This window comes from Sphingomonas sp. PL20 (assembly GCF_017875905.1).
Classification (GTDB): Bacteria; Pseudomonadota; Alphaproteobacteria; order Sphingomonadales; family Sphingomonadaceae; genus Sphingomonas; species Sphingomonas echinoides.
Genome location: NZ_JAGINH010000002.1, coordinates 3,092,037 through 3,110,443, shown reverse-complemented (window position 1 = coordinate 3,110,443; position 18,407 = coordinate 3,092,037). Strand labels below are relative to the sequence as shown.

The 18,407-nt window shown below is 66.1% G+C and carries 16 protein-coding genes; 3 read left to right on the top strand and 13 right to left on the bottom strand.

Going from position 1 to position 18,407, the window contains the following annotated elements; genetic code table 11:
- Nucleotides 1–19 precede the first annotated feature (19 nt).
- The 4 genes from H4W01_RS14565 to H4W01_RS14550 form a co-directional block, all read right to left on the bottom strand.
- The gene (locus H4W01_RS14565; RefSeq protein ID WP_209611973.1) at nucleotides 20–1,882 is read right to left on the bottom strand and encodes a CocE/NonD family hydrolase; all 1,863 of its coding nucleotides are present in this window, start codon (nucleotides 1,880–1,882) and stop codon (nucleotides 20–22) included.
- 137 nt (nucleotides 1,883–2,019) lie between these two features.
- Nucleotides 2,020–2,988 (bottom strand): class II fructose-bisphosphatase, encoded by a 969-nt coding sequence (gene glpX, locus H4W01_RS14560; RefSeq protein WP_010404495.1) that lies wholly within the window; start codon nucleotides 2,986–2,988, stop codon nucleotides 2,020–2,022.
- A 158-nt stretch (nucleotides 2,989–3,146) separates the two neighbouring features.
- Nucleotides 3,147–3,968, bottom strand: a complete 822-nt coding sequence (gene dapD / locus H4W01_RS14555) for a 2,3,4,5-tetrahydropyridine-2,6-dicarboxylate N-succinyltransferase (RefSeq protein WP_209611971.1) — start codon at nucleotides 3,966–3,968, stop codon at nucleotides 3,147–3,149.
- Complete coding sequence (locus H4W01_RS14550; protein WP_209611969.1) at nucleotides 3,965–4,630, bottom strand: pyrimidine 5'-nucleotidase; 666 nt, start codon at nucleotides 4,628–4,630, stop codon at nucleotides 3,965–3,967. The genes dapD and H4W01_RS14550 overlap by 4 nt, the downstream gene beginning before the upstream one ends.
- A gap of 228 nt (nucleotides 4,631–4,858) precedes the next feature.
- Here H4W01_RS14550 and H4W01_RS14545 point away from each other — a divergent pair, with 228 nt between their 5' ends.
- Nucleotides 4,859–5,857, top strand: a complete 999-nt coding sequence (locus tag H4W01_RS14545) for an LLM class flavin-dependent oxidoreductase (protein WP_209611967.1) — start codon at nucleotides 4,859–4,861, stop codon at nucleotides 5,855–5,857.
- Between the two features lie 173 nt (nucleotides 5,858–6,030).
- Complete coding sequence (locus tag H4W01_RS14540) at nucleotides 6,031–6,810, top strand: TIGR00266 family protein (RefSeq protein ID WP_209611965.1); 780 nt, start codon at nucleotides 6,031–6,033, stop codon at nucleotides 6,808–6,810.
- Between the two features lie 68 nt (nucleotides 6,811–6,878).
- On the opposite strand, the gene H4W01_RS14535 is transcribed toward H4W01_RS14540, so the two are convergent.
- The 5 genes from H4W01_RS14535 to H4W01_RS14515 are packed head-to-tail and all read right to left on the bottom strand — an operon-like array spanning nucleotide 6,879 to nucleotide 9,966.
- A complete protein-coding gene (locus H4W01_RS14535; RefSeq protein ID WP_209611962.1) occupies nucleotides 6,879–7,238 on the bottom strand; it encodes a type II toxin-antitoxin system VapC family toxin in 360 nt (119 codons plus the stop codon).
- A 2-nt stretch (nucleotides 7,239–7,240) separates the two neighbouring features.
- Nucleotides 7,241–7,450, bottom strand: coding sequence for a hypothetical protein (locus H4W01_RS14530; protein WP_209611959.1), 210 nt, complete (start codon nucleotides 7,448–7,450; stop codon nucleotides 7,241–7,243).
- Nucleotides 7,451–7,487: 37 nt separating this feature from the next.
- Nucleotides 7,488–8,963 carry a sensor histidine kinase gene (locus H4W01_RS14525; protein ID WP_435804086.1) on the bottom strand — a complete coding sequence of 492 codons (1,476 nt, stop codon included), beginning with the start codon at nucleotides 8,961–8,963 and terminating at the stop codon, nucleotides 7,488–7,490.
- Entirely contained in the window at nucleotides 8,963–9,628 is a 666-nt protein-coding gene (locus tag H4W01_RS14520) for a response regulator transcription factor (RefSeq protein ID WP_010404476.1), read from the bottom strand. The genes H4W01_RS14525 and H4W01_RS14520 overlap by 1 nt, the downstream gene beginning before the upstream one ends.
- Before the next feature lie 32 nt (nucleotides 9,629–9,660).
- Nucleotides 9,661–9,966: a hypothetical protein gene (locus H4W01_RS14515; protein WP_126848310.1), complete on the bottom strand. Its 306-nt coding sequence runs from the start codon at nucleotides 9,964–9,966 to the stop codon at nucleotides 9,661–9,663.
- A 270-nt stretch (nucleotides 9,967–10,236) separates the two neighbouring features.
- On the opposite strand from H4W01_RS14515, the gene H4W01_RS14510 reads away from it, so the two are divergent.
- Nucleotides 10,237–12,027 (top strand): ABC-F family ATP-binding cassette domain-containing protein, encoded by a 1,791-nt coding sequence (locus H4W01_RS14510; RefSeq protein WP_209611957.1) that lies wholly within the window; start codon nucleotides 10,237–10,239, stop codon nucleotides 12,025–12,027.
- 23 nt (nucleotides 12,028–12,050) lie between these two features.
- Here H4W01_RS14510 and H4W01_RS14505 read toward each other — a convergent pair whose 3' ends face one another.
- The 4 genes from H4W01_RS14505 to prsK all read right to left on the bottom strand — a co-directional run bounded on the left by H4W01_RS14505 (nucleotide 12,051) and on the right by prsK (nucleotide 18,403).
- Nucleotides 12,051–12,863 carry a DUF815 domain-containing protein gene (locus tag H4W01_RS14505; RefSeq protein ID WP_209611954.1) on the bottom strand — a complete coding sequence of 271 codons (813 nt, stop codon included), beginning with the start codon at nucleotides 12,861–12,863 and terminating at the stop codon, nucleotides 12,051–12,053.
- Between the two features lie 104 nt (nucleotides 12,864–12,967).
- Entirely contained in the window at nucleotides 12,968–15,013 is a 2,046-nt protein-coding gene (locus H4W01_RS14500) for a tetratricopeptide repeat protein (RefSeq protein ID WP_209611952.1), read from the bottom strand.
- Nucleotides 15,006–16,355 carry a PEP-CTERM-box response regulator transcription factor gene (prsR, locus tag H4W01_RS14495; protein WP_209611950.1) on the bottom strand — a complete coding sequence of 450 codons (1,350 nt, stop codon included), beginning with the start codon at nucleotides 16,353–16,355 and terminating at the stop codon, nucleotides 15,006–15,008. Before prsR ends, H4W01_RS14500 begins: the two co-directional genes overlap by 8 nt.
- Nucleotides 16,352–18,403 (bottom strand): XrtA/PEP-CTERM system histidine kinase PrsK, encoded by a 2,052-nt coding sequence (gene prsK, locus H4W01_RS14490; RefSeq protein ID WP_209611947.1) that lies wholly within the window; start codon nucleotides 18,401–18,403, stop codon nucleotides 16,352–16,354. Before prsK ends, prsR begins: the two co-directional genes overlap by 4 nt.
- Nucleotides 18,404–18,407: the final 4 nt, after the last annotated feature.

Below are 18,407 nucleotides of genomic sequence, written 5' to 3'. Positions count from 1 at the left end.
CGGCCCTGCGCGGGCGACTCTACCGCACCACCGGCAGCACGATCTTCGACCCCGCACACACCTGCTGCGTTGCCTTGACGAAATCGGCGGGAGCGGCGCGGGCGATGTTGGGGACGAAGCTTTGCGGGTTGCGGTCGATCACCGGGAACCAGCTCGACTGCACTTGCACCATGATGCGGTGGCCTTTCAGGAAGACATGGTCGTGTTCGCGCAAGGGCACGTCCCAGTGCGTCACCTTGTTCGGCACCAGCGCTTGCGGTGTGGTGTCGCTGGCGAGGAAGCGGCCGCGGCGGACGTCCATCGCGATCGGCAATTGGTAGCCGTTCAGCGACTTGGCATAATTGCCGGGCTTGGGATGTTCGGGAGCCTTTGCGGCATCCTCGGGATAAACGTCGATCAGCTTGACGACGAAATCGCTGTCGGTGCCGCTGGTCGCGGCGGCGAGATCGGCGAGCACGCTGCCGGTGACTGTCAGATCGGCATCAAGGGGCGCGCTGGTGTAGCTCAGCACATCTGGGCGGCCTTGCAGGAAGCGCTGGTCGGCGGCTTCCCACCATGACCAATCGGGCGAGAGATAGGTGCCCGACATCGGGCGCGGGCGGAAGGGGACGGGATTGGCCGGATCCGACACATAGTCGCGGCAGCCTTCGCTGGCGGCGGGCGCTGTGAAGGAGAGCGAGCCATCGGCGTGGAGATACAGGTCGGTCGCTTTCGCACCGGGCACGGGCCAGCCGGGATAGCTTTTCCACGTCCAGCTCCCGCTCTGGAAGCTCTTTACGCCCGAGGTCGGGCGCGGGCCGATGCCGTGCAGCCAATACGCAAAGAACGGGGCCTGGATCTGTTCCTGGAATTGCGGGCCGCTGGGGACGCCATACGGGATTGGCCCCAACGCCGCAGTCGGGCCTTGCCACCAGCCATGCGCCCATGGCCCCGCGACCATCGTCGCCAGATGATCGGGGTCGTTCTGCGCTTGCTTGAAATAGATTTGCCAGGAGCCCCACGGGTCTTCCTGATCCCAATAGCCCGCGACGTTGAGCGTCGGCACGGTCGTCTTGCCGAGTTTGTCGCTCCAGCGCTGATCGGTGTAGAAACGATCGTGATTGGGATGATCGAGCAGGGCGGTGAACATCGGCACCCGGCCCTTGAACACTTGCCGGTCGATTTCTGCGACCGGGCCTTTGCTCAGGAACCAGTCATAGGTGTCGTAGCGGTCATACTGAAAATCGGTGTCCTTGGTCTTGTCGAGCTGGAGCATCGACAGCCAGTCGGTCGCGTAGCTGAGGCGCAGCGCGCCATTGCGGTGGAGATCGTCCGATTTCCAATAATCGATCCAGGCGGCTTGCGGGCTGACCGCCTTCAGCGCGGGGTGCGGGCCGATCAGCGCGACGGCGGCGGCGAAGCCCGGATAGGACACACCCCACATGCCGACCTTGCCATTATTGCCGTTCACATGCTTCACCAGCCAGTCGATGCTGTCATAGGCATCGGTCGATTCATCGGTGATCTTGGGCTGGCCGGGATGGACCGCGGTCGACAGCGTGAACACGCCGTCCGATTTGAAGCGCCCGCGCATCGATTGATAGACGTAGATATAGCCGTCTTTGTCGAGCGAGACCTGGTTGCCGGGGACCTTGGCCGGGGGCGCATCGGGGACGCCATAAGGCGTGCGCTGAAACAGGATCGGCAGCGGGCCGGTCTTGCCGCGCGGGCGCAGGATGACGGTTTGCAGCCGCGCGCCATCGCGCACCGGGACCATCACTTCTTCATAACTGTAGGGGGATTGCGCCTGCGCAGTCGGGGCGGGGGCGGCTTGCGGGCGGGCGACGAGCGCGACCGGGAGCAGCGCGGCGCTGGCCGCGAGAAGAAGTTTCAGTGTTCGCATAACGCCCCCAATACAAGCCCGTCACCCCGGCCTTGTGCTGGGGTCTACCGTGCCGCGACTCTTGACGTTGGGAGTGTGCGGCACGGTGGATGCCGGGACAAGCCCGGCATGACGGATTTCGGGTGGGCCGCTTTGCCTCAGATGCGGTGTTCGCCCTTGACCCAGCGCACGGTGCCCGAGCTGGCGCGCATCACCACGCTTTCGGTGGTCATGACATGCCCCTTGCGCTTGACGCCGGCGAGCAGCGATCCATCGGTGACGCCGGTTGCCGCGAAGATGCAGTCGCCGCGCGCGAGCTCGGTCAGATCATATTGCTTGTCGAGATCGGTCACGCCCCATTTGGCGGCGCGGGCGCGCTCGTCATCGTTGCGGAACAGCAAGCGCCCTTTGAACTGGCCGCCGACGCAGCGCAGGGCCGCTGCCGCCAGCACGCCCTCGGGCGCCCCGCCCGCGCCCATATAGATGTCGATCGTCGTGTCGGGGTTGGTGGTGGCGATCACGCCGGCCACATCGCCATCGCCGATCAGCATGATGCCGCAGCCGACTTCGCGCAGCTCGGCGATCAATTTCTGGTGGCGCGGGCGATCCAGCACGCAGGCGATGATTTCGTGCGGTTCTACGCCCTTGGCGGCCGCCAGCGCGCGGACATTCTCGGTCGGCGATTTGTCGAGATCGATAATGCCTTCGGGATAGCCGGGGCCGCAGGCGATCTTGTCCATATAGACGTCGGGGGCGTTGAGCAGCCCGCCTTCCTCGGCAATGGCCAGCACGGCGAGGCTGTTGGGACCGGCGGTGGCGCAGATCGTGGTGCCTTCCAGCGGATCGAGCGCGATGTCGATCTTGGGGCCCTTGCCGATCGCCGAGCCGACTTTCTCGCCGATGAACAGCATCGGCGCTTCGTCGCGCTCGCCCTCGCCGATCACCACGGTGCCGTCCATATAGAGGTTGTTGAGCGCGGCGCGCATCGCCTCCACTGCCGCTGCATCCGCTGCCTTTTCATCCCCGCGCCCGGTGAGCTTCGACGCGGCAATCGCCGCCGCCTCGGTGACGCGCACCATTTCCAGCACGAGGACTCGGTCGAGCGTTTTGGAGCGGGTGGTGTTCATCAGGAATCCTCTTATCGTTTGCGTGCCGGTTAGCAGAGCCTTTGCGTGTGTCGAGCCGGATTTCCCCTCCCGCTTGCGGGAGGGGTTAGGGGAGGGGCGGCGTTGCGCTTGCCGTAGACTGCCCTCCCCCGGCCCCTCCCGCGAGCGGGAGGGGAGAATTAGTCCCGCAGCAGTTCGTTGATGCTGGTCTTGCTGCGCGTCTGCGCGTCGACGCGCTTGACGATCACCGCGCAATAGAGCGCGGGTTTGCCGTCGCCGCCGCTTATGCTGCCGGGCACGACCACCGCATAAGGCGGGACTTCGCCGCGAAACACCGCGCCGGTCGCGCGGTCGACGATCTTGGTCGAGGCCCCGAGATAGACGCCCATCGACAGCACCGCGCCCTCGCCGACGCGAACGCCTTCGGCCACTTCGCTGCGCGCGCCGATGAAGGCGCCGTCGCCGATGATCACCGGATCGGCCTGGAGCGGTTCGAGCACGCCGCCGATCCCGGCCCCGCCCGAGATGTGCACGTTCTTGCCGATCTGCGCGCAGGAGCCGACCGTCGCCCAGGTGTCGACCATCGTGCCTTCACCGACATAAGCGCCGATATTGACGAAGCTCGGCATCAGGATCGCACCCTTGCCGATGAAGCTGCCGCGCCGCGCGACCGCACCCGGCACGACGCGGAAGCCGCCCGCGCGGAACTCGGCCTCGCCCCAGCCGGCGAATTTCGAGGGCACCTTGTCGAAGGCAGGCGCGCCGCCCGCGCCACCCTCGACCAGGCTGTTGTCGTTGAGGCGGAAGGAGAGCAGCACCGCCTTTTTGAGCCACTGATTGACCGTCCAGCCGTCGCCAGCGGGCTCGGCGACGCGGACGGTGCCCGCACCCAATTGGTCGAGCACGCTGTCAACCGCGTCGCGCACCGCGCCGGTGGTGCCAAAGCCGATCGTGTCGCGCGCGTCCCACGCGGCTTCGATGGTGTGCTGTAGATCGCTCATGCTTCCCCCATATGGTCGTGGAGCCACGCCGTCACATCGGCGCAGGTAAAATCGATATGGCTGCGGTCTTCGCCCGGCCCCTGTTCGGAGCCATTGTCGACCCACACCGTCGTCATGCCGATCGCCTTGGCGGGCGCGAGGTTGCGGGCCATGTCCTCGAAGAAGATCGCCTCGGCGGGCACGATGTCGAACGCCGCGCACAGCCCGGCATAGGCCGAGGCTTGCGGCTTGGGCAGCAAGTCCATCGCATGAATGTCGTGGATCGCCTCGAAGCTCTCGCCCAGGCCCAGCCGCCCGAGCACGCGCGTGGCATACGGCGTGTCGGCATTGGTGAAGACGATCTTGCGCCCGGGGAGCCGCGCGATTGCGGCGGCGAGCGGGGCATTCTCTTCGAGCACGTCCATTTCGATGTCGTGGACGAAATCGAGGAACGCGTGCGGATCGACGTCATGCTCGGCCATCAGCCCGGCGAGCGTGGTGCCGTGGCCGTGGAAATAGCCCTTCTGGATGCGGCGCGCCTCGACCAGATCGACCTCGAACTTGGCGGCGATATAGGCCCCCATCTTGGCGTCGATCTGGTCGAACAGCCGCGCGCTCGCCGGATAGAGCGTATTGTCCAGATCGAAGATCCAGGTGCGGATATGGGCGAGGCGCGGGTCCATGTCGCGCAGGCTCTAAGCGGGGAGCGCGGGGGGGGCAAGGCGTGCGACGCTTCCGGTCTTCCTATCCTTACTTCCCCGGCGAAGGCCGGGGCCCAGTCGCGACCGGTATGTTGTCGAGCGGTGCGCATCACGTATCCCGCTCCACTCCTGGGCCCCGGCCTTCGCCGGGGAAGAAAGTGCGAACGGGAAGGGGTGGCGCGAACGCGCTGGCCTCCCCACATCCCTCTTATGACCCACTATTCCCTGCTCGATCTCGTCCCCGTCATTGAAGGCGGCAGTGTGGCGCAAGCCTTGGCCAATGCCGCCGACATTGCAGCGCATGTCGAACGGCTCGGCTTTACGCGCTATTGGACCGCCGAGCATCACGGCATGACCGGCATCGCCAGCGCGGCGACATCGGTGGTGCTGGCGCATATCGGCAATGCGACCTCCACCATCCGCATCGGCGCGGGCGGGATCATGCTGCCCAACCATGCGCCGCTCGCCATTGCCGAACAGTTCGGCACGCTCGACGCGCTGTTTCCCGGGCGGATCGACCTGGGGCTCGGCCGCGCTCCGGGCTCGGACCAGATCGTCGCGCGCGCGATGCGCCGCAATCTCGACAGCGACGCCAATGCCTTTCCGCAGGATGTGGTCGAGCTGCAAAGCTATTTCGCCGACGATGGCCAGACCGGCATCCGCGCCACGCCGGGGGCAGGGGCGGATGTGTCCTTGTGGATCCTGGGATCGAGCACGTTCGGCGCGCAACTCGCTGCGATGCTGGGCTTGCCGTATGCCTTCGCCTCGCACTTCGCGCCCGATGCGCTGATGGCGGCGATCGACATTTATCGCCGCACCTTCCGGCCGTCGGCGGTGCTGGCCAAGCCTTATGTAATGGCGGGCTTCAACGTGTTTGCCGCCGACAGCGATGAGGAAGCGGAATTGCTGGCGAGTTCGCAGCAACAGGCGTTCGTTGCCTTGCGGACCGGCCATCCCCGGCAATTGCCGCCGCCGGTCGCGGGCTACCGCGCGAGCCTGGGCGCGCAGGGCGCGGCGATCCTCGATCATGTGCTGTCCTGCTCTGCCGTCGGCGGCCCGGCCAAGGTCGCACGCGACATCGCCGCCTTCGTCGCGCGCACCGGGGTGGACGAACTGATGATCGCGAGCGCGATCTATGACCACGAAGCGCGCAAGCGGAGTTTGGAGATTACGGCGCACGCGATGCAGGACGTCGCCGTCGCCGCCTGACGCGCTGTCGTCACCCCGGCCTTGTGCCGGGGGCCACCGCGACGTGTATGCCGCCACCGTAGAATGCTCGGCACGGTGGACCCCGGGACAAGCCCGGGGTGACGGAGGTTGTTGGCATTTCATCGGCCTTCAAGCTGTGTTAGGTAAGTGCATCACTGTCGAAGGATGGCCCGATGCGCTACGAGATTTCCGGCACCGTCATGCAGACTGTCTCGATCGATCTGTCGCCGGGCGAACGGATCGTCAGCCAGACGCACGCCATGGCGTGGATGAGCGATGGCATCACGATGGATACGCACACCGGCGGCGGGCTGTTCGCGGGGCTGAAGCGCGCGCTGTCGGGCGGGAGCATCTTTATCACCGAATATGGGGCGGAGCGCCCCGGCCATGTCGCCTTTGCGCCGCGCTTCCCCGGCACCATCATCGCGCGCGAACTGCGCGCCGGGGAATCGCTGATTTGCCGCAAGGAAACCTTCCTGTGCGCCGAATATTCGGTCTCGCTCGAAATCGCCTTTCAGCAGCGCCTGGGCGCGGGGGTGTTTGCGGGCGAAGGCTTCATCCTGCAGCGTGTGACCGGGCCGGGCACGGTGTTCCTCGATCTGTCGGGCGAGGTGATCGAAAAGACGCTCAGCCCCGGCGAACGGCTGCGCGTCCATGCCGGGCATATCGGGATGCAGGAGCCGACCGTTTCCACCGACATCCAGATGGTGCGGGGTTTCCGCAACATATTGTTCGGCGGGGAGGGGCTGTTCCTCGCGACGCTGACCGGGCCGGGCAAGATCTGGCTGCAGTCGATGCCGATCCTCAATCTGGCCGAGGAAATCGCGCGGCATTTGCCCGGTAACGAAGCCCGCGATGTCGGCGTGGGGGCGGGCGTCGGGCGGCTGGTCGGCGGCGGCGCGGCGGGCGCGGTGGTCGGGGGATTGCTCGGCGGGTTGTTGGGGAATGAGTGATTGAACGTTAACACACTATGATGCTGAGATAGTTCGGATCAGCGGCGGCGATTTGCTGGATGATGCCGTCACGGGTCACCAGGGAGAGTTTGCGCACCCGGGCAGTCGCCAGGGTCTCGGTGCCCCGTAGCGATGACCACCTGTGCCGCTTCGCATGAAATACGCTGTTTGATCGGTATGACCTTCGCTTCCGTGGCGGTTACCGCGTCCCGAAACCACCGCGCCGGAGTGTCGTCCCCCAAATGCGGTCGACCTGCTATACGATTCTTCTGCGTGGCGATCGACAGTTCCCACGACGTGATGGGCGAAACGAACAGCGTTCCCGCCTCCTGATTTTCACCAATGGCGACCAACGCCTGTTCGGTCAGTGCCTCTTCACCACTGACAAGCCAAAACAGCGCATGTGTGTCGAGGAGTATCCCCGACAAGATCAGCGCTTGGCTTCGGTTCGATCAGTCGCAGGGCGGGTGGGAGACCATTTCGCGCCCGAAGTTGGAACGGAAATAGGTTTTGTGAGATCGACCTTTTTGCTGATCGTCATTTTGCCCTTGAGCGCACCAGCACCCTTGACGGTCACGAACCGACCAGACCGGGAATCCCGCACCGTCGTGATGGGCGTGTTGGAGGCGGCCTTTGACATGCGCCCTATATAGCGAATCGTACGCGATTCGTCATCTTCAATTCGCCGCCGGCAACCGCAGCCGCACCAGCAACCCGCCCAGATCCTCGCTCTCCTCCAGCGACACCGTCCCCTCGTAAATCTCCGCCACGTCGCGGACGATCGCCATGCCGAGGCCGGTGCCGGGCTTGCCGGAATCGAGCCGCACGCCGCGATCGAAGATGCGGATGCGTTGTTCCTCGGGGATGCCGACGCCGTCATCCTCGATCAAAAATTCGACGAAGCCCGAATGCTTGGACACGGTGACGAACACGCTGCCGCCGCCATATTTCGCGGCATTCTCGATAAGATTGCCGAGCATTTCGTCGAGATCCTGCCGCTCGACATGGACTTGCAGATCCTTGGGGCCATCGGTGTCGATGCGGACGTGGCGGTAGAGCACGCCGACCGCGCGCTCGACCGATTCGAGGCTGGGCCAAACGTCCGCCCGGCTATGCGCCGACCCACGCCTGCCGACTGCGCGCGCGCGGGCGAGGTGGTGGTCGACCTGGCGGCGCATCGTCCGCGCTTCGCGCACCACGGTTTCGCCCAGATCGTCGGCGTTAGCGGTGGCGGCGTTCATAATGACGGTCAGCGGCGTTTTGAGCGCGTGGGCGAGGTTGCCGGCGTGGCGGCGCGCTTCCTCGGCCTGGCGTTCGTTATGCGCGATCAGCCCGTTCAATTCCTCGACCATCGGCGCGACTTCGATCGGCATGGGGCGTTCGATCTGGCGCGATTTGCCCGCGCGCATCCGGGCGATTTCCTCGCGCACCTTGCGCAGCGGCCACAGCCCGTAAAAGGTTTGCAGCGCCGCCATCACGATCAAGCCAAAGCCGAGCAGCGCGAAGCTGCGCACCAGCGTCTTACGCAACACCTTGATCTGCGCGTCGAGCCCTTCGCGATTTTGCGCCACCTGGAAGCGCCAGCGCACCTTGGAACCGGGCAGCGTTGCGTCACGTTCGACGATGCGCAGCCGCTCGGGGTTGTCGGTCGTGGGATCGACGAACTGGTCGCTGTCATAGGCATGGATGCCCAGATCATTATGCGCGCTGCCATAAGCGAGGCGGCGATCCCATAAAGAGCGTGACGGATAGGGCTCCTGCCCCGGCGCGCTGATCTGGTAATACAGCCCCGAATTGGGTTCGAGGAAGCGCTGGTCGGCCAGTTCGCGATTGTTGAACACTTCGCCTTGCGGGCCGATTTCCGCCGAGACGATCAAAGCGGTCAGCACATATTCGAGCTGATCGTCGAAATTCTGGGTGATCGCGGTGGTCAGTACGCGGTCCAGCGCAAAACCGCCGCCGGTCAGCAGCAACAGAATCCAGCCCGCCGCGATCAGGATCATGCGGCGGCTGAGCGATCCGGTGGTGCGCGTCGCGATCGTCGCGCGCGGCTCGGTGTCGAGCGGCGGCAAGGGCGGGGGCACAGGCTCGTGCGCCACCGCGCCTTCGCTCGCCGGGGCGACGACGATCTCCGTGCCCGGCGCGTCAGCCATTATGCATCCGGATCTTCAAGGCTGTAGCCAAGCCCGCGGATCGTGGTGATGACGTCCTGCCCGAGCTTCTTGCGGATGCGGGTGACGAACACTTCGATCGTGTTCGAATCGCGGTCGAAATCCTGATCGTAAATATGCTCGATCAGCTCGGTGCGGCTGACCACCTTGCCCTTGTGGTGGAGCAGATAGCTGAGCAATTTATATTCCTGCGCGGTCATCTTGACCGGTTCGCCCGCCAGCGTGACCTTGCCGCTGCGCGTATCGAGCCGCACGTCGCCCGCCGTCAGTTCCGACGAGGCATTGCCCGAGGCGCGGCGGATGAGCGCGCGCAGGCGGGCGATCAATTCCTCCGACTGGAACGGCTTGGCGACATAATCGTCCGCCCCGGCGTCGAGCCCGGCGACCTTGTCGGACCAGCTGTCGCGCGCGGTCAGCACCAGCACGGGGGCGGTGCGGCCTTCCTTGCGCCAGCGATCGAGCACCGTCAGCCCGTCGATTTCGGGGAGGCCGAGATCGAGGATGATCGCGTCATAATTCTCGGTCGAGCCCATGAAATGGCCTTCCTCGCCATCGGTGGCGAGGTCGATCGCATAGCCGGCACCTTCCAGCGTCGCCTTCAATTGCTGGCCGAGATTGGGTTCATCCTCGACGATCAGAACACGCATGAAAGTTCCCCTTAGGACGGCGCTGGCCGCGCTCAGTTGCTGGTGCGGCCGAGGATCTGGCCGGAACGCCCGTCCACCTCGACCCAGATGACGGTTCCATCGCGCAGGAACTTGAGCGTGTAAATCCCGCGATCGGGTTCGAAATCAAAGCCGAGATACTGGCTGCCGCGCATCGATGGCAACACGCGCCCTTCGATTTCCTTGAGCGGGAGGATGCGGCCTTCCTGGCGCGCGCGCCACGCCTCACGCTGATCCGCGCGCTGGAGTTGCACGCCGTCGGCCGGCAGCGGTGCCGTCGCGGTCGCCAGTCCGAGCAGGATGGGCAGGAGCATTGTCATGGGATTGGCATAGGCAGGCAGCGTTGAACAGCCTGTGAATGGCGAAAGGCGGCAGTCGGCTTCGCCCGACGGACTCGCCTGGGGCCGGTTTCAGTCCTTCTCCCTGTGGGAGAAGGTGGCGCGAAGCGCCGGATGAGGGTGATCTGGGTGCACGCCGCATAGCGGATCATCCTCACCCTCCCACCGCCTCGCGGCGGGCCCCTCCCTCTCCCGATGGGAGCGGGGTATCCCGGCTTGCTCGCAAGCGCCTATCCCCGTAACGCCCCCCTCATGGCTGCACCAATTCTCGCATATGAAAATCTCGGCGTCATTCAAGGCTCGGGCTGGTTGTTCCGTGGGCTCGATATTCATATCGGGCCGCGCGACCGGTTGGCGCTGATCGGGCGCAACGGCGCGGGCAAGACGACCTTGCTCAAGCTGCTCGGCGGCAAGATCGATTCCGACGAGGGGCGGCGCACGATCGTGCCGGGCACGCGCGTGATCCAGCTCGAGCAGGAACCGGCGATGACGGGCTTTGCGACGCTCGCCGATTATGTGCTGGCGGGCGACGATGCGCCGCAGCGCTATGAAGCCGAGGCGATTGCCGACCAGCTCGGCATTGATCTCTCGCGCGAAGCGGCCAAGGCCTCGGGCGGCGAGCGCCGCCGGGCGGCGATCGTGCGCGCCTTCGCGCAGAATCCCGATGTGCTGCTGCTCGACGAGCCGACCAACCACCTCGACATTGGCGCGATCGAATGGATCGAGGAATGGCTCCAGCGCTTTCGCGGTGCCTTTGTCGTCATCAGCCATGACCGCACCTTCCTGACCAAGCTGACCAAGCAGACCTTGTGGATGGACCGCGGCAATTTGCGGCGCGCCGAAATCGGCTTTGGCGGCTTCGATGCTTGGACCGAGCAAGTCTATGCCGACGAACAGCGCAATGCCGAAAAGCTCGACGCCAAGCTGAAACTGGAGGAGCATTGGCTGCTGCGCGGCGTCACCGGGCGGCGCAAGCGCAACCAGGGGCGGCTGACCAAGCTGGTCGAGATGCGCGCCGAACGCGCGGCGATGGTCGGGCCGCAGGGGTCGGCCAACCTCACCATTGGCAGCGACGATGCGCGCTCCAAGGTGGTGATCGACGCCAAGCATATCTCCAAGGCGTTTGGCGACCGCACCATCATCCGCGATTTGTCGCTGCGCGTGACGCGCAAGGACCGCATCGGCATCGTCGGCGCGAACGGTGCAGGCAAATCGACCCTGCTCAAGCTGCTGACCGGCGAATTGGAACCCGATAGCGGCACGATCCGCTTCGCCAAGACGATCGAACGCATCGTGATCGACCAGCAGCGCAGCAAGATGGCGCCCGACAAGACGATCCGCGACGTGCTCGCCGATGGCGGCGACTGGATCGAGGTGCAGGGCATTCGCAAGCATGTCGTTGGCTATTTGAAGGAATTCCTGTTCGAGCCAGGCGTGCTCGACGCCAAGATCGGCACGCTGTCGGGCGGCGAGCGCTCACGCCTGTTGCTGGCGCGCGAATTCGCCAAGCCGTCCAATCTGCTGGTGCTGGACGAGCCGACCAACGATCTCGACCTCGAAACGCTCGACCTGTTGCAGGATGTGATCGGCGATTATGATGGCACGGTGCTGATCGTCAGCCATGACCGCGACTTTCTCGATCGCACGGTGACGATCACGCTCGGGCTGGATGGTTCGGGCACGGTCGATGTCGTGGCGGGCGGCTATGAGGATTGGGAGCGCCGCCGCAAGGCCAATGCGCCGACCAAGCGCGGCGCGATCGCCAAGAATGCGACCTCGGCGGCCCCGGCGGCGGCCCCGGGCAGCAAGGCGAAGCTGACGTACAAGGATCAGCGCGATTTCGAATTGCTGCCCAAGCGGATCGAGGCGCTCGACGCGGCGATCGCGCGCGACCAGGCGTTGCTGGAAGACCCCGATCTCTACACGCGCGACCCGGCTTTGTTCGAGCGGCTGATGGAAGGGATCGGCCAGGCGCAGGAAGACAAGAACGCGGCGGAATTGCGCTGGCTGGAGCTGGCCGAGATGGTGGAGAGCCTCGCCTAAATCCCCCCCCGGAACGGGGAGGATCACTTTAGCGCTCGCCCATTTCGCCCGGCGAGATCTACGATGTAATGCCACGCCACGCGGCCCGAACGGGCACCGCGCCGTGTTGCCCAGCCGACCGCATCGACCGGATCGAACGGCAAATCATAAGCCTGCGCATATCCCGCGACGATCGCGAGATAGCCGTCCTGGTCGACGACGTGGAAACCGAGGCTGAGCCCGAAGCGATCGGCCAGCGCCAGCGCATCGTCGGCGGCGTCGCGCGGGTTTACGGCGGTCGGCTGGTCGATCATCTCGCGCGGCACCAGATGGCGGCGGTTCGAGGTGACGACGAGGCGGGCATTGGCGGGCCGTGCCTCCGCCCCGCCATCGAGCATCGAGCGCAAAGCGCGCCCATCGGCGGCGGCATCGAAGCCGAGATCGTCGAGGAACAGCAGGAAGGCACGCGGCACAGCGGCAATCTGCGCGAACAAAGCGGGCAGGGTCTCGAGCTGGGTGGTGACGACCTCGATCAGCGCCAGCGCGCCGCCCTCCGCCTGCACCGCGCCCGTCACGGCCTTGACCAGTGCCGATTTGCCGGTGCCGCGCGCGCCCCACAGCAGCACGTCATGCGCCGCCGCTCCATCTGCCAGATGGCGGGCATTGGCGTGCATCGCGGCCCTTTGCGCGTCGATGCCGTGCAGACGGTCGAGCGGCAAGGGGCGGAAATCGCGCACCGGTTCCAACACCGCGCCGCGCCAGACATAGGCCGGGTGCGCCAGCGGATCGGCGCTGGCGGGCGGCGGCGGGGCCAGCCGTTCGAGCGCGGCGGCGATGCGGGCGAGAGGATCGGTCATGCGCCGCGTGTTTAGCCGCACGTGGCCTGCGCTGGCAAACGCGGGGCTCGTGGCCGCTTGGCTCCGCCCCTCCCTTTTCAGGGAGGGGAGGAAGGAGGGCAAACCTATCCCAACGCCTTAAGCGCTGCGGTCGCCGCTATGCGGTCGGTGAAATGCGGGTCGGCGAGCGCCGCGCGCATTTGCGTCGCGGCTTCGGCGGTGCGGTCGAGATCGGCATAGGCCTGCCCCAAATGCCAGCGCAGATCGGCGCGGCCGGGCGCGATCGACGCCGCTTTTTCCAGCAATTGCAGCGCCGGTACGCTCTTGCCCTGTTGGTATAGCGCCCAGCCATAGGCATCGCTCGTCGCCGGGTTCATCGGTGCGAGCGCATAGGCCGCCTTGCCATAGACCATGCCGGTATCGGCATCCCCAGCTCCGGTATAAGCATAGGACAGTTCGGCGAGCAGCGCGGCGTCGCGGTCACCGATGCGCCCGCGCAGATCCTCCAGCGTGTCGATCGCGGCATCCCAATCCTGAGCTGCGATCTGCCAATGGCCGATCAAGCGCCGCGCGGTGATGTTTTGCGGGTTTTGCGAGGCGAACAGCGCCAACACCTTGCCCGCCTCGGCGCGCCGGTTGGCATGCTCGAGCGCATCGACCACGCGCAGCAGGGTCGGTTCGTCAAAGCGCAGGTCGGCGGCGTGGCGATAGGCGTCCGCGGCGTCGCCATAACGGTTCACCGCCATCAACGTATCGCCGAGCGCGAGATAGGCAGGCGGCGCACCCGGCGTCAGCCGCACCAGCGCCTGCGCCTTGGCCAGCGCCGCGCCACCATCGCCCGCCTCGATCAGCCCGCGGATCAATGCGAGCTGCGCGACCGGTTCCGCAGGGGCTGTGCTGGCAGCGTCGCTCAGCGCCGACAACCCGTCATCGATGCCGAACGGCGCCGAGCCGACCGCGCTGGGCATGGCCGAGCGATCGAGATATTTCGCAGCCCAATCACGCTCCCCGGTTTGTTCAAAGGCGCGCGCCACCAATGCCAGCGTATAGCTGTCGGCATCGGCGCGCAGCGCGACCGGGCGCAACACCTCGAGCGCACCCTGCGGATCGCCCGAGCGCAGCAAAGCCGTCCCCAGCAGGCGGCGCGCGGTGATGTTGGTCGGCTGCTGCCCCACCAGCACACGCCAATCGTCGATCGCCTGCTGATACGCCCCCGCTTTATAGGCCAAAGTCCCCGACAACAGCCGCGCGCCGGGCATAGCGTCCAAGTGTCCGCCGGTGCGCGCGAGCAGGGTGCGGGCGAGGTCGTCCTTGCCCGCGCGCGCTGCCAGCACGGCCTGAAGGTACAGCGCCTGCGGGCTGTCCGGCCGCGCGGCCAGGGCCTTGCGCGTCGCCGCCAGCATATCGGTATAGCGCCCGACATCGCCAAGCGTGGCAGCATATTCGATCAATGCGGGATGGTAATATGCGTCATGCCCCAGCGCCTTTTCGAACCATGGCAGCGCGGCGACCAGGCCATATTGGCCGCGCACCAGCTCGCCGCGCAGCGTGATCGCCTCGACATTGTTGGCATCGAGATCGACCGCGCGCTGCGCCGCTTCGATCGCGCCCGCAATATCCCCCGCCTGATATTTGATGCGCCCGAGGTCGGACCACGCAAAACTGTCTTTGGGCGCATCGGCGAGCACGGTGCCGAGCGCGGCTTGTGCGCCGGCGACGTCGCCTTGCGCCGCCAGCGCGCGCGCGCCGATGCGGATGGCATAGCCGGCATAAGGTGCCCCCGCTTTGGCGGCTTCGGCCAGCGCGCGGTTGGCGTCGCCCTGCAGCAACCAGGCATGGGCGTAGAGCTGGTGTGCCCGGGCCGGGTCGAAACCGTTGTCGCGCGCGCGGCCAAGCTCGCCCTCCGCTGCGACCCCGTCGCCAATCGCCAAGAAGCTGCGCGCGAGCATCGCATGGGCCAGGCCCCAGCTTGGATCAGCCTTGATCGCGGCCTGGGCGTGGCTGCGTGCGGCGCTGTAATTGCCGGCCTTGAGCAAGCGCGCGCTCAGCGCAAGTTCGGTGCGCGCGGTCGCCGCATCGGCGTGAGCGGGGCCGGTTGCTGCAGCCGCGATCAAGGCGGCGCTGGTCATCGCGGCGAGCGTGCCGATGGCGATCGAAAGGGATTTACGCATGGAGATCGTAGCTCTTCAGCAAATCGTACAGGGTCGGTCGGCTGACCCCTAGCAGCTTGGCGGTATTCGAAATGTTACCCTCGGCGCGGGCGAGTGCTTGCGCGATGGCCGAGCGATCGGCGCTTTCGCGCGCGGCGCGCAGGTTGAGCGGCAATTCGGCCGCGCCTTCCGCCAGATCGAGATCGGCGGCGGTGACGAGTTTGCCCTCGGCCATGATGACCGCCCGCTTCATGCGGTTTTCCAGCTCGCGGACATTGCCCGGCCAACCCCAGGCGGCAATCGCGGCACGCGCATCGGGCGACAGGCCGGTCACGGCGGCGTGCATCGATTTGGCGTAACTCTTCAGGAAATGCTGCGCCAGCAACACCGCGTCGCCACTGCGTTCCGCCAGCGAGGGGATGCGGACGACGATTTCGGCCAGACGGTAATAGAGATCCTCGCGAAAGCTGCCGGAGGCAACCATCGCATCGACATCCTGATGGGTGGCGCAGACGATCCGGGTATCGACGGCAATCGCCTTGCGCCCGCCGATCCGCTCGATCGTGCGCTCCTGCAGGAAACGCAGCAATTTCACTTGCAGCGGCAGCGGGACATCGCCGATTTCGTCGAGGAACAGTGTGCCGCCCTGCGCTTGTTCGATCTTGCCTTCGGTGGTCTTGATCGCGCCGGTGAACGCGCCTTTTTCGTGCCCGAACAATTCGCTTTCGAGCAGCGTTTCGGGGATTGCGGCGCAATTGATCGCGACAAAGGCACCGCCGCAGCGCGGGCTGCTGTCATGCAGCCCGCGCGCGAGCACTTCTTTGCCGGTCCCGCTGGCACCGAGCAGCATGACCGAAACATCGGCCCCCGCCACGCGTTCGATCGTGCGGGTGACCTTCAGCATTTCCGGGCTGGCGGTGATCATTCCGCCCAGCGCGGTGCCCGTCGCGCGCGTGGCGAGGCGGCGATTCTCCGCTTCCAGCGCATGGACGTGGAACGCACGCGCGACGATCAGGCCAAGCGCATCAATGTCGATCGGCTTGGCGTAAAAATCCCATGCGCCATCGGCAATCGCCTGCAACGCGCTCTCTCGCGCGCCGTGGCCCGAGGCGACGATCACCTTGGTATCGGGTTTCAAGCGCAGGATTTCGGCGAGCGTGGCGAACCCTTCGCTGGTGCCGTCCGCGTCGGGCGGCAGGCCGAGGTCGAGCGTCACCACGGCGGGCTCCGCCGCGCGCACCGCATCGAGCGCGGTCGCTCGGTCGATCGCGGTCAGCACCTCATACCCTTCATACGCCCAGCGGAGCTGGCGCTGGAGGCCCAAATCATCCTCGACGATCAGCAGCTTGGGTTTGTCGGTCATGCGGCTTGTTCCAGGGTGCGCGCGTGCGCGGTCGGCAAGGTAAGGCAAAAGCTGGTGCCGACGCCTTCGCGGCTGTCGACGGCGACGCTGCCGCCCATCGCCTCGGCAAGTTGCTTCGCCTCGAACGCGCCGATGCCGAAGCCGCCGGGCTTGGTCGAGACGAACGGCTTGAACAATTGGTCGCGCACAAAGGCCGGGCTCATCCCGCAGCCCTGGTCGATCACCGTGAGCGACACCGTAGCATCCGTCGACGACGCTGCGATCGTGACCGGTTCCGCAGGCGGACTGGCGTCGATTGCGTTCTGCACGAGATGGCCAAGCACTTGTTCGACGCGCGCGGGGTCCGCCTGGGCGAACAGGGCCTTGGGGCCGATCACGACGACGGGATGCTGTACGCGTTTCCCGCGTGCGACCGTCTCGGCCAGCGGCAGCAGGTCGACCGGGCGCAGAACCTCGGCACGGGCGCGGTGTTGCTGCGATAGCCGGGCGAGCAAGTCGTTCATACGTGCCGCCGAGTCCTGCAATGTCGCGATCATGTCGGCGCGAAAGTCGGGATTGTCGGCATGACGCTCGGCATTGCGGGCGACGAGCGTCAGCTGGCTGACCAGATTCTTGATGTCGTGCAGAATGAAGGCAAAGCGGCGGTTGAATTCATCGAAGCGCTCGGCCTCGGCCAGCGCGTCCTGTGCCCTGGCTTCGGCGAGATAGCTCGCAACGTGCCGCCCGGCGATGCGCAGCAGGTCGAAATCTTCCCAGTCGAGCGGGCGGTCGAGTGGCGGGCGCGCCAGCACGATCGCGCCCTGTAAACGATCGAGATGCGTTAGCGGCACCACCGCCCAGGCATCGCCGTCGAGCATCCAGATGGGGATACTGACGGCCTCGACCGGATCGGCTTTGTCAGCGCGGACGGTGTCGAGTTCGACGATCCGGCCGCTTTTGGACAGATGCGTGACCAGCCGCGCATCGGCACCGCCGGTGGGGGCATCCCAGCGCCATCCGGTGCCGACGCCAAGCCCTTCGCCGTCGGGCACGAGCAGCAATCCGGCGGGCGAATCGGTAAGGTCGGCGATGGCCTTTACGATACGCTGGTCGAGCGGGGCGGCCCCGTCGGGTTTGCCGAGGGTATCGGTAAAGCGCGTCCATTCCGCCCGGTAATCATAGCGGTGGCGGAAGAAATGTTTGGACACCTTTACCTTGGCCCAGGCGCGCACCCAGGGGGAGGAAAGGATGGTCAGCCCTGCTGCGGTCGATCCGAACACGAAGGCGGTTTGCCAAAGGCGCGCATTGTCGCCGCTGATGCTGGCGATGGCGCTGGTCGCCAGCAGCATCGCCGCTGTGTAGAGCAGCATGACGGCAAAGGTCAGCGTCTGCCAGGCGACGGTGCGGGACAGTTGCAGCGTCCAGTCGCCGTTGCGCTGCACCGCGATCGCAAACAGGGGGGCTGCCAGCACCATAACAATGCCACGCGCGGCGACTAGGCCGCTGTACCAGGTGCTGAACGCATAAGCAGCGGCGGAAAGCAGCAGATCGATGCTCCACATCGCGGTCAGTGCAAGAACGGCGAGGCGGATGCCGCCGCGTGCGCGCGGCGTTACCGCCGAATAGAGATGATGCAGCAGCAGCAAGGCCCCGATCGCAATCATCATCCGCCACACGGCTCGCACTGCCGCCACTTGCGAACCCGTCTCCGTGGCGATGGTCGGCTCGATCACCGTCAGCGTGGCCCCCGCCAGAACAAGCACGGCGACCAGACCATAGATAATCGAAATCGCGGTGTGTTCGGGGCCCGTGCCGCCGCGCCGGACCAGCGCATACATAAAGCCGAGCCACGCGAGGTTACGCGCCGCCTCGGTCAGCCGCGTTACGACGTCGGTGGTGTCAATCCCGGCGACCGCCAATGCCCATAAGGCGGTGCTGCCCAGCGCGATGACGAAGGTCAACCGGGGCAGGGCGGTGCCGGCATCGTGCAGCCGTGTGAGGGCGACGCCCGCAAACAGCAAGGCGGCCAGGGCGTGGCTCCACAGGATCAGGGTGGCGAGCGCGCTCACGGGA

Excerpts from the sequence above, each read along its gene's own strand:
- H4W01_RS14565 (WP_209611973.1), bottom strand. The coding sequence starts at position 1,882 with ATGCGAACACTGAAACTTCTTCTCGCGGCCAGCGCCGCGCTGCTCCCG.
- glpX (WP_010404495.1), bottom strand. The coding sequence starts at position 2,988 with ATGAACACCACCCGCTCCAAAACGCTCGACCGAGTCCTCGTGCTGGAA.
- dapD (WP_209611971.1), bottom strand. The coding sequence starts at position 3,968 with ATGAGCGATCTACAGCACACCATCGAAGCCGCGTGGGACGCGCGCGAC.
- H4W01_RS14550 (WP_209611969.1), bottom strand. The coding sequence starts at position 4,630 with ATGGACCCGCGCCTCGCCCATATCCGCACCTGGATCTTCGATCTGGAC.
- H4W01_RS14545 (WP_209611967.1), top strand. The coding sequence starts at position 4,859 with ATGACCCACTATTCCCTGCTCGATCTCGTCCCCGTCATTGAAGGCGGC.
- H4W01_RS14540 (WP_209611965.1), top strand. The coding sequence starts at position 6,031 with ATGCGCTACGAGATTTCCGGCACCGTCATGCAGACTGTCTCGATCGAT.
- H4W01_RS14530 (WP_209611959.1), bottom strand. The coding sequence starts at position 7,450 with ATGTCAAAGGCCGCCTCCAACACGCCCATCACGACGGTGCGGGATTCC.
- H4W01_RS14525 (WP_435804086.1), bottom strand. The coding sequence starts at position 8,963 with ATGGCTGACGCGCCGGGCACGGAGATCGTCGTCGCCCCGGCGAGCGAA.
- H4W01_RS14520 (WP_010404476.1), bottom strand. The coding sequence starts at position 9,628 with ATGCGTGTTCTGATCGTCGAGGATGAACCCAATCTCGGCCAGCAATTG.
- H4W01_RS14515 (WP_126848310.1), bottom strand. The coding sequence starts at position 9,966 with ATGACAATGCTCCTGCCCATCCTGCTCGGACTGGCGACCGCGACGGCA.
- H4W01_RS14510 (WP_209611957.1), top strand. The coding sequence starts at position 10,237 with ATGGCTGCACCAATTCTCGCATATGAAAATCTCGGCGTCATTCAAGGC.
- H4W01_RS14505 (WP_209611954.1), bottom strand. The coding sequence starts at position 12,863 with ATGACCGATCCTCTCGCCCGCATCGCCGCCGCGCTCGAACGGCTGGCC.
- H4W01_RS14500 (WP_209611952.1), bottom strand. The coding sequence starts at position 15,013 with ATGCGTAAATCCCTTTCGATCGCCATCGGCACGCTCGCCGCGATGACC.
- prsR (WP_209611950.1), bottom strand. The coding sequence starts at position 16,355 with ATGACCGACAAACCCAAGCTGCTGATCGTCGAGGATGATTTGGGCCTC.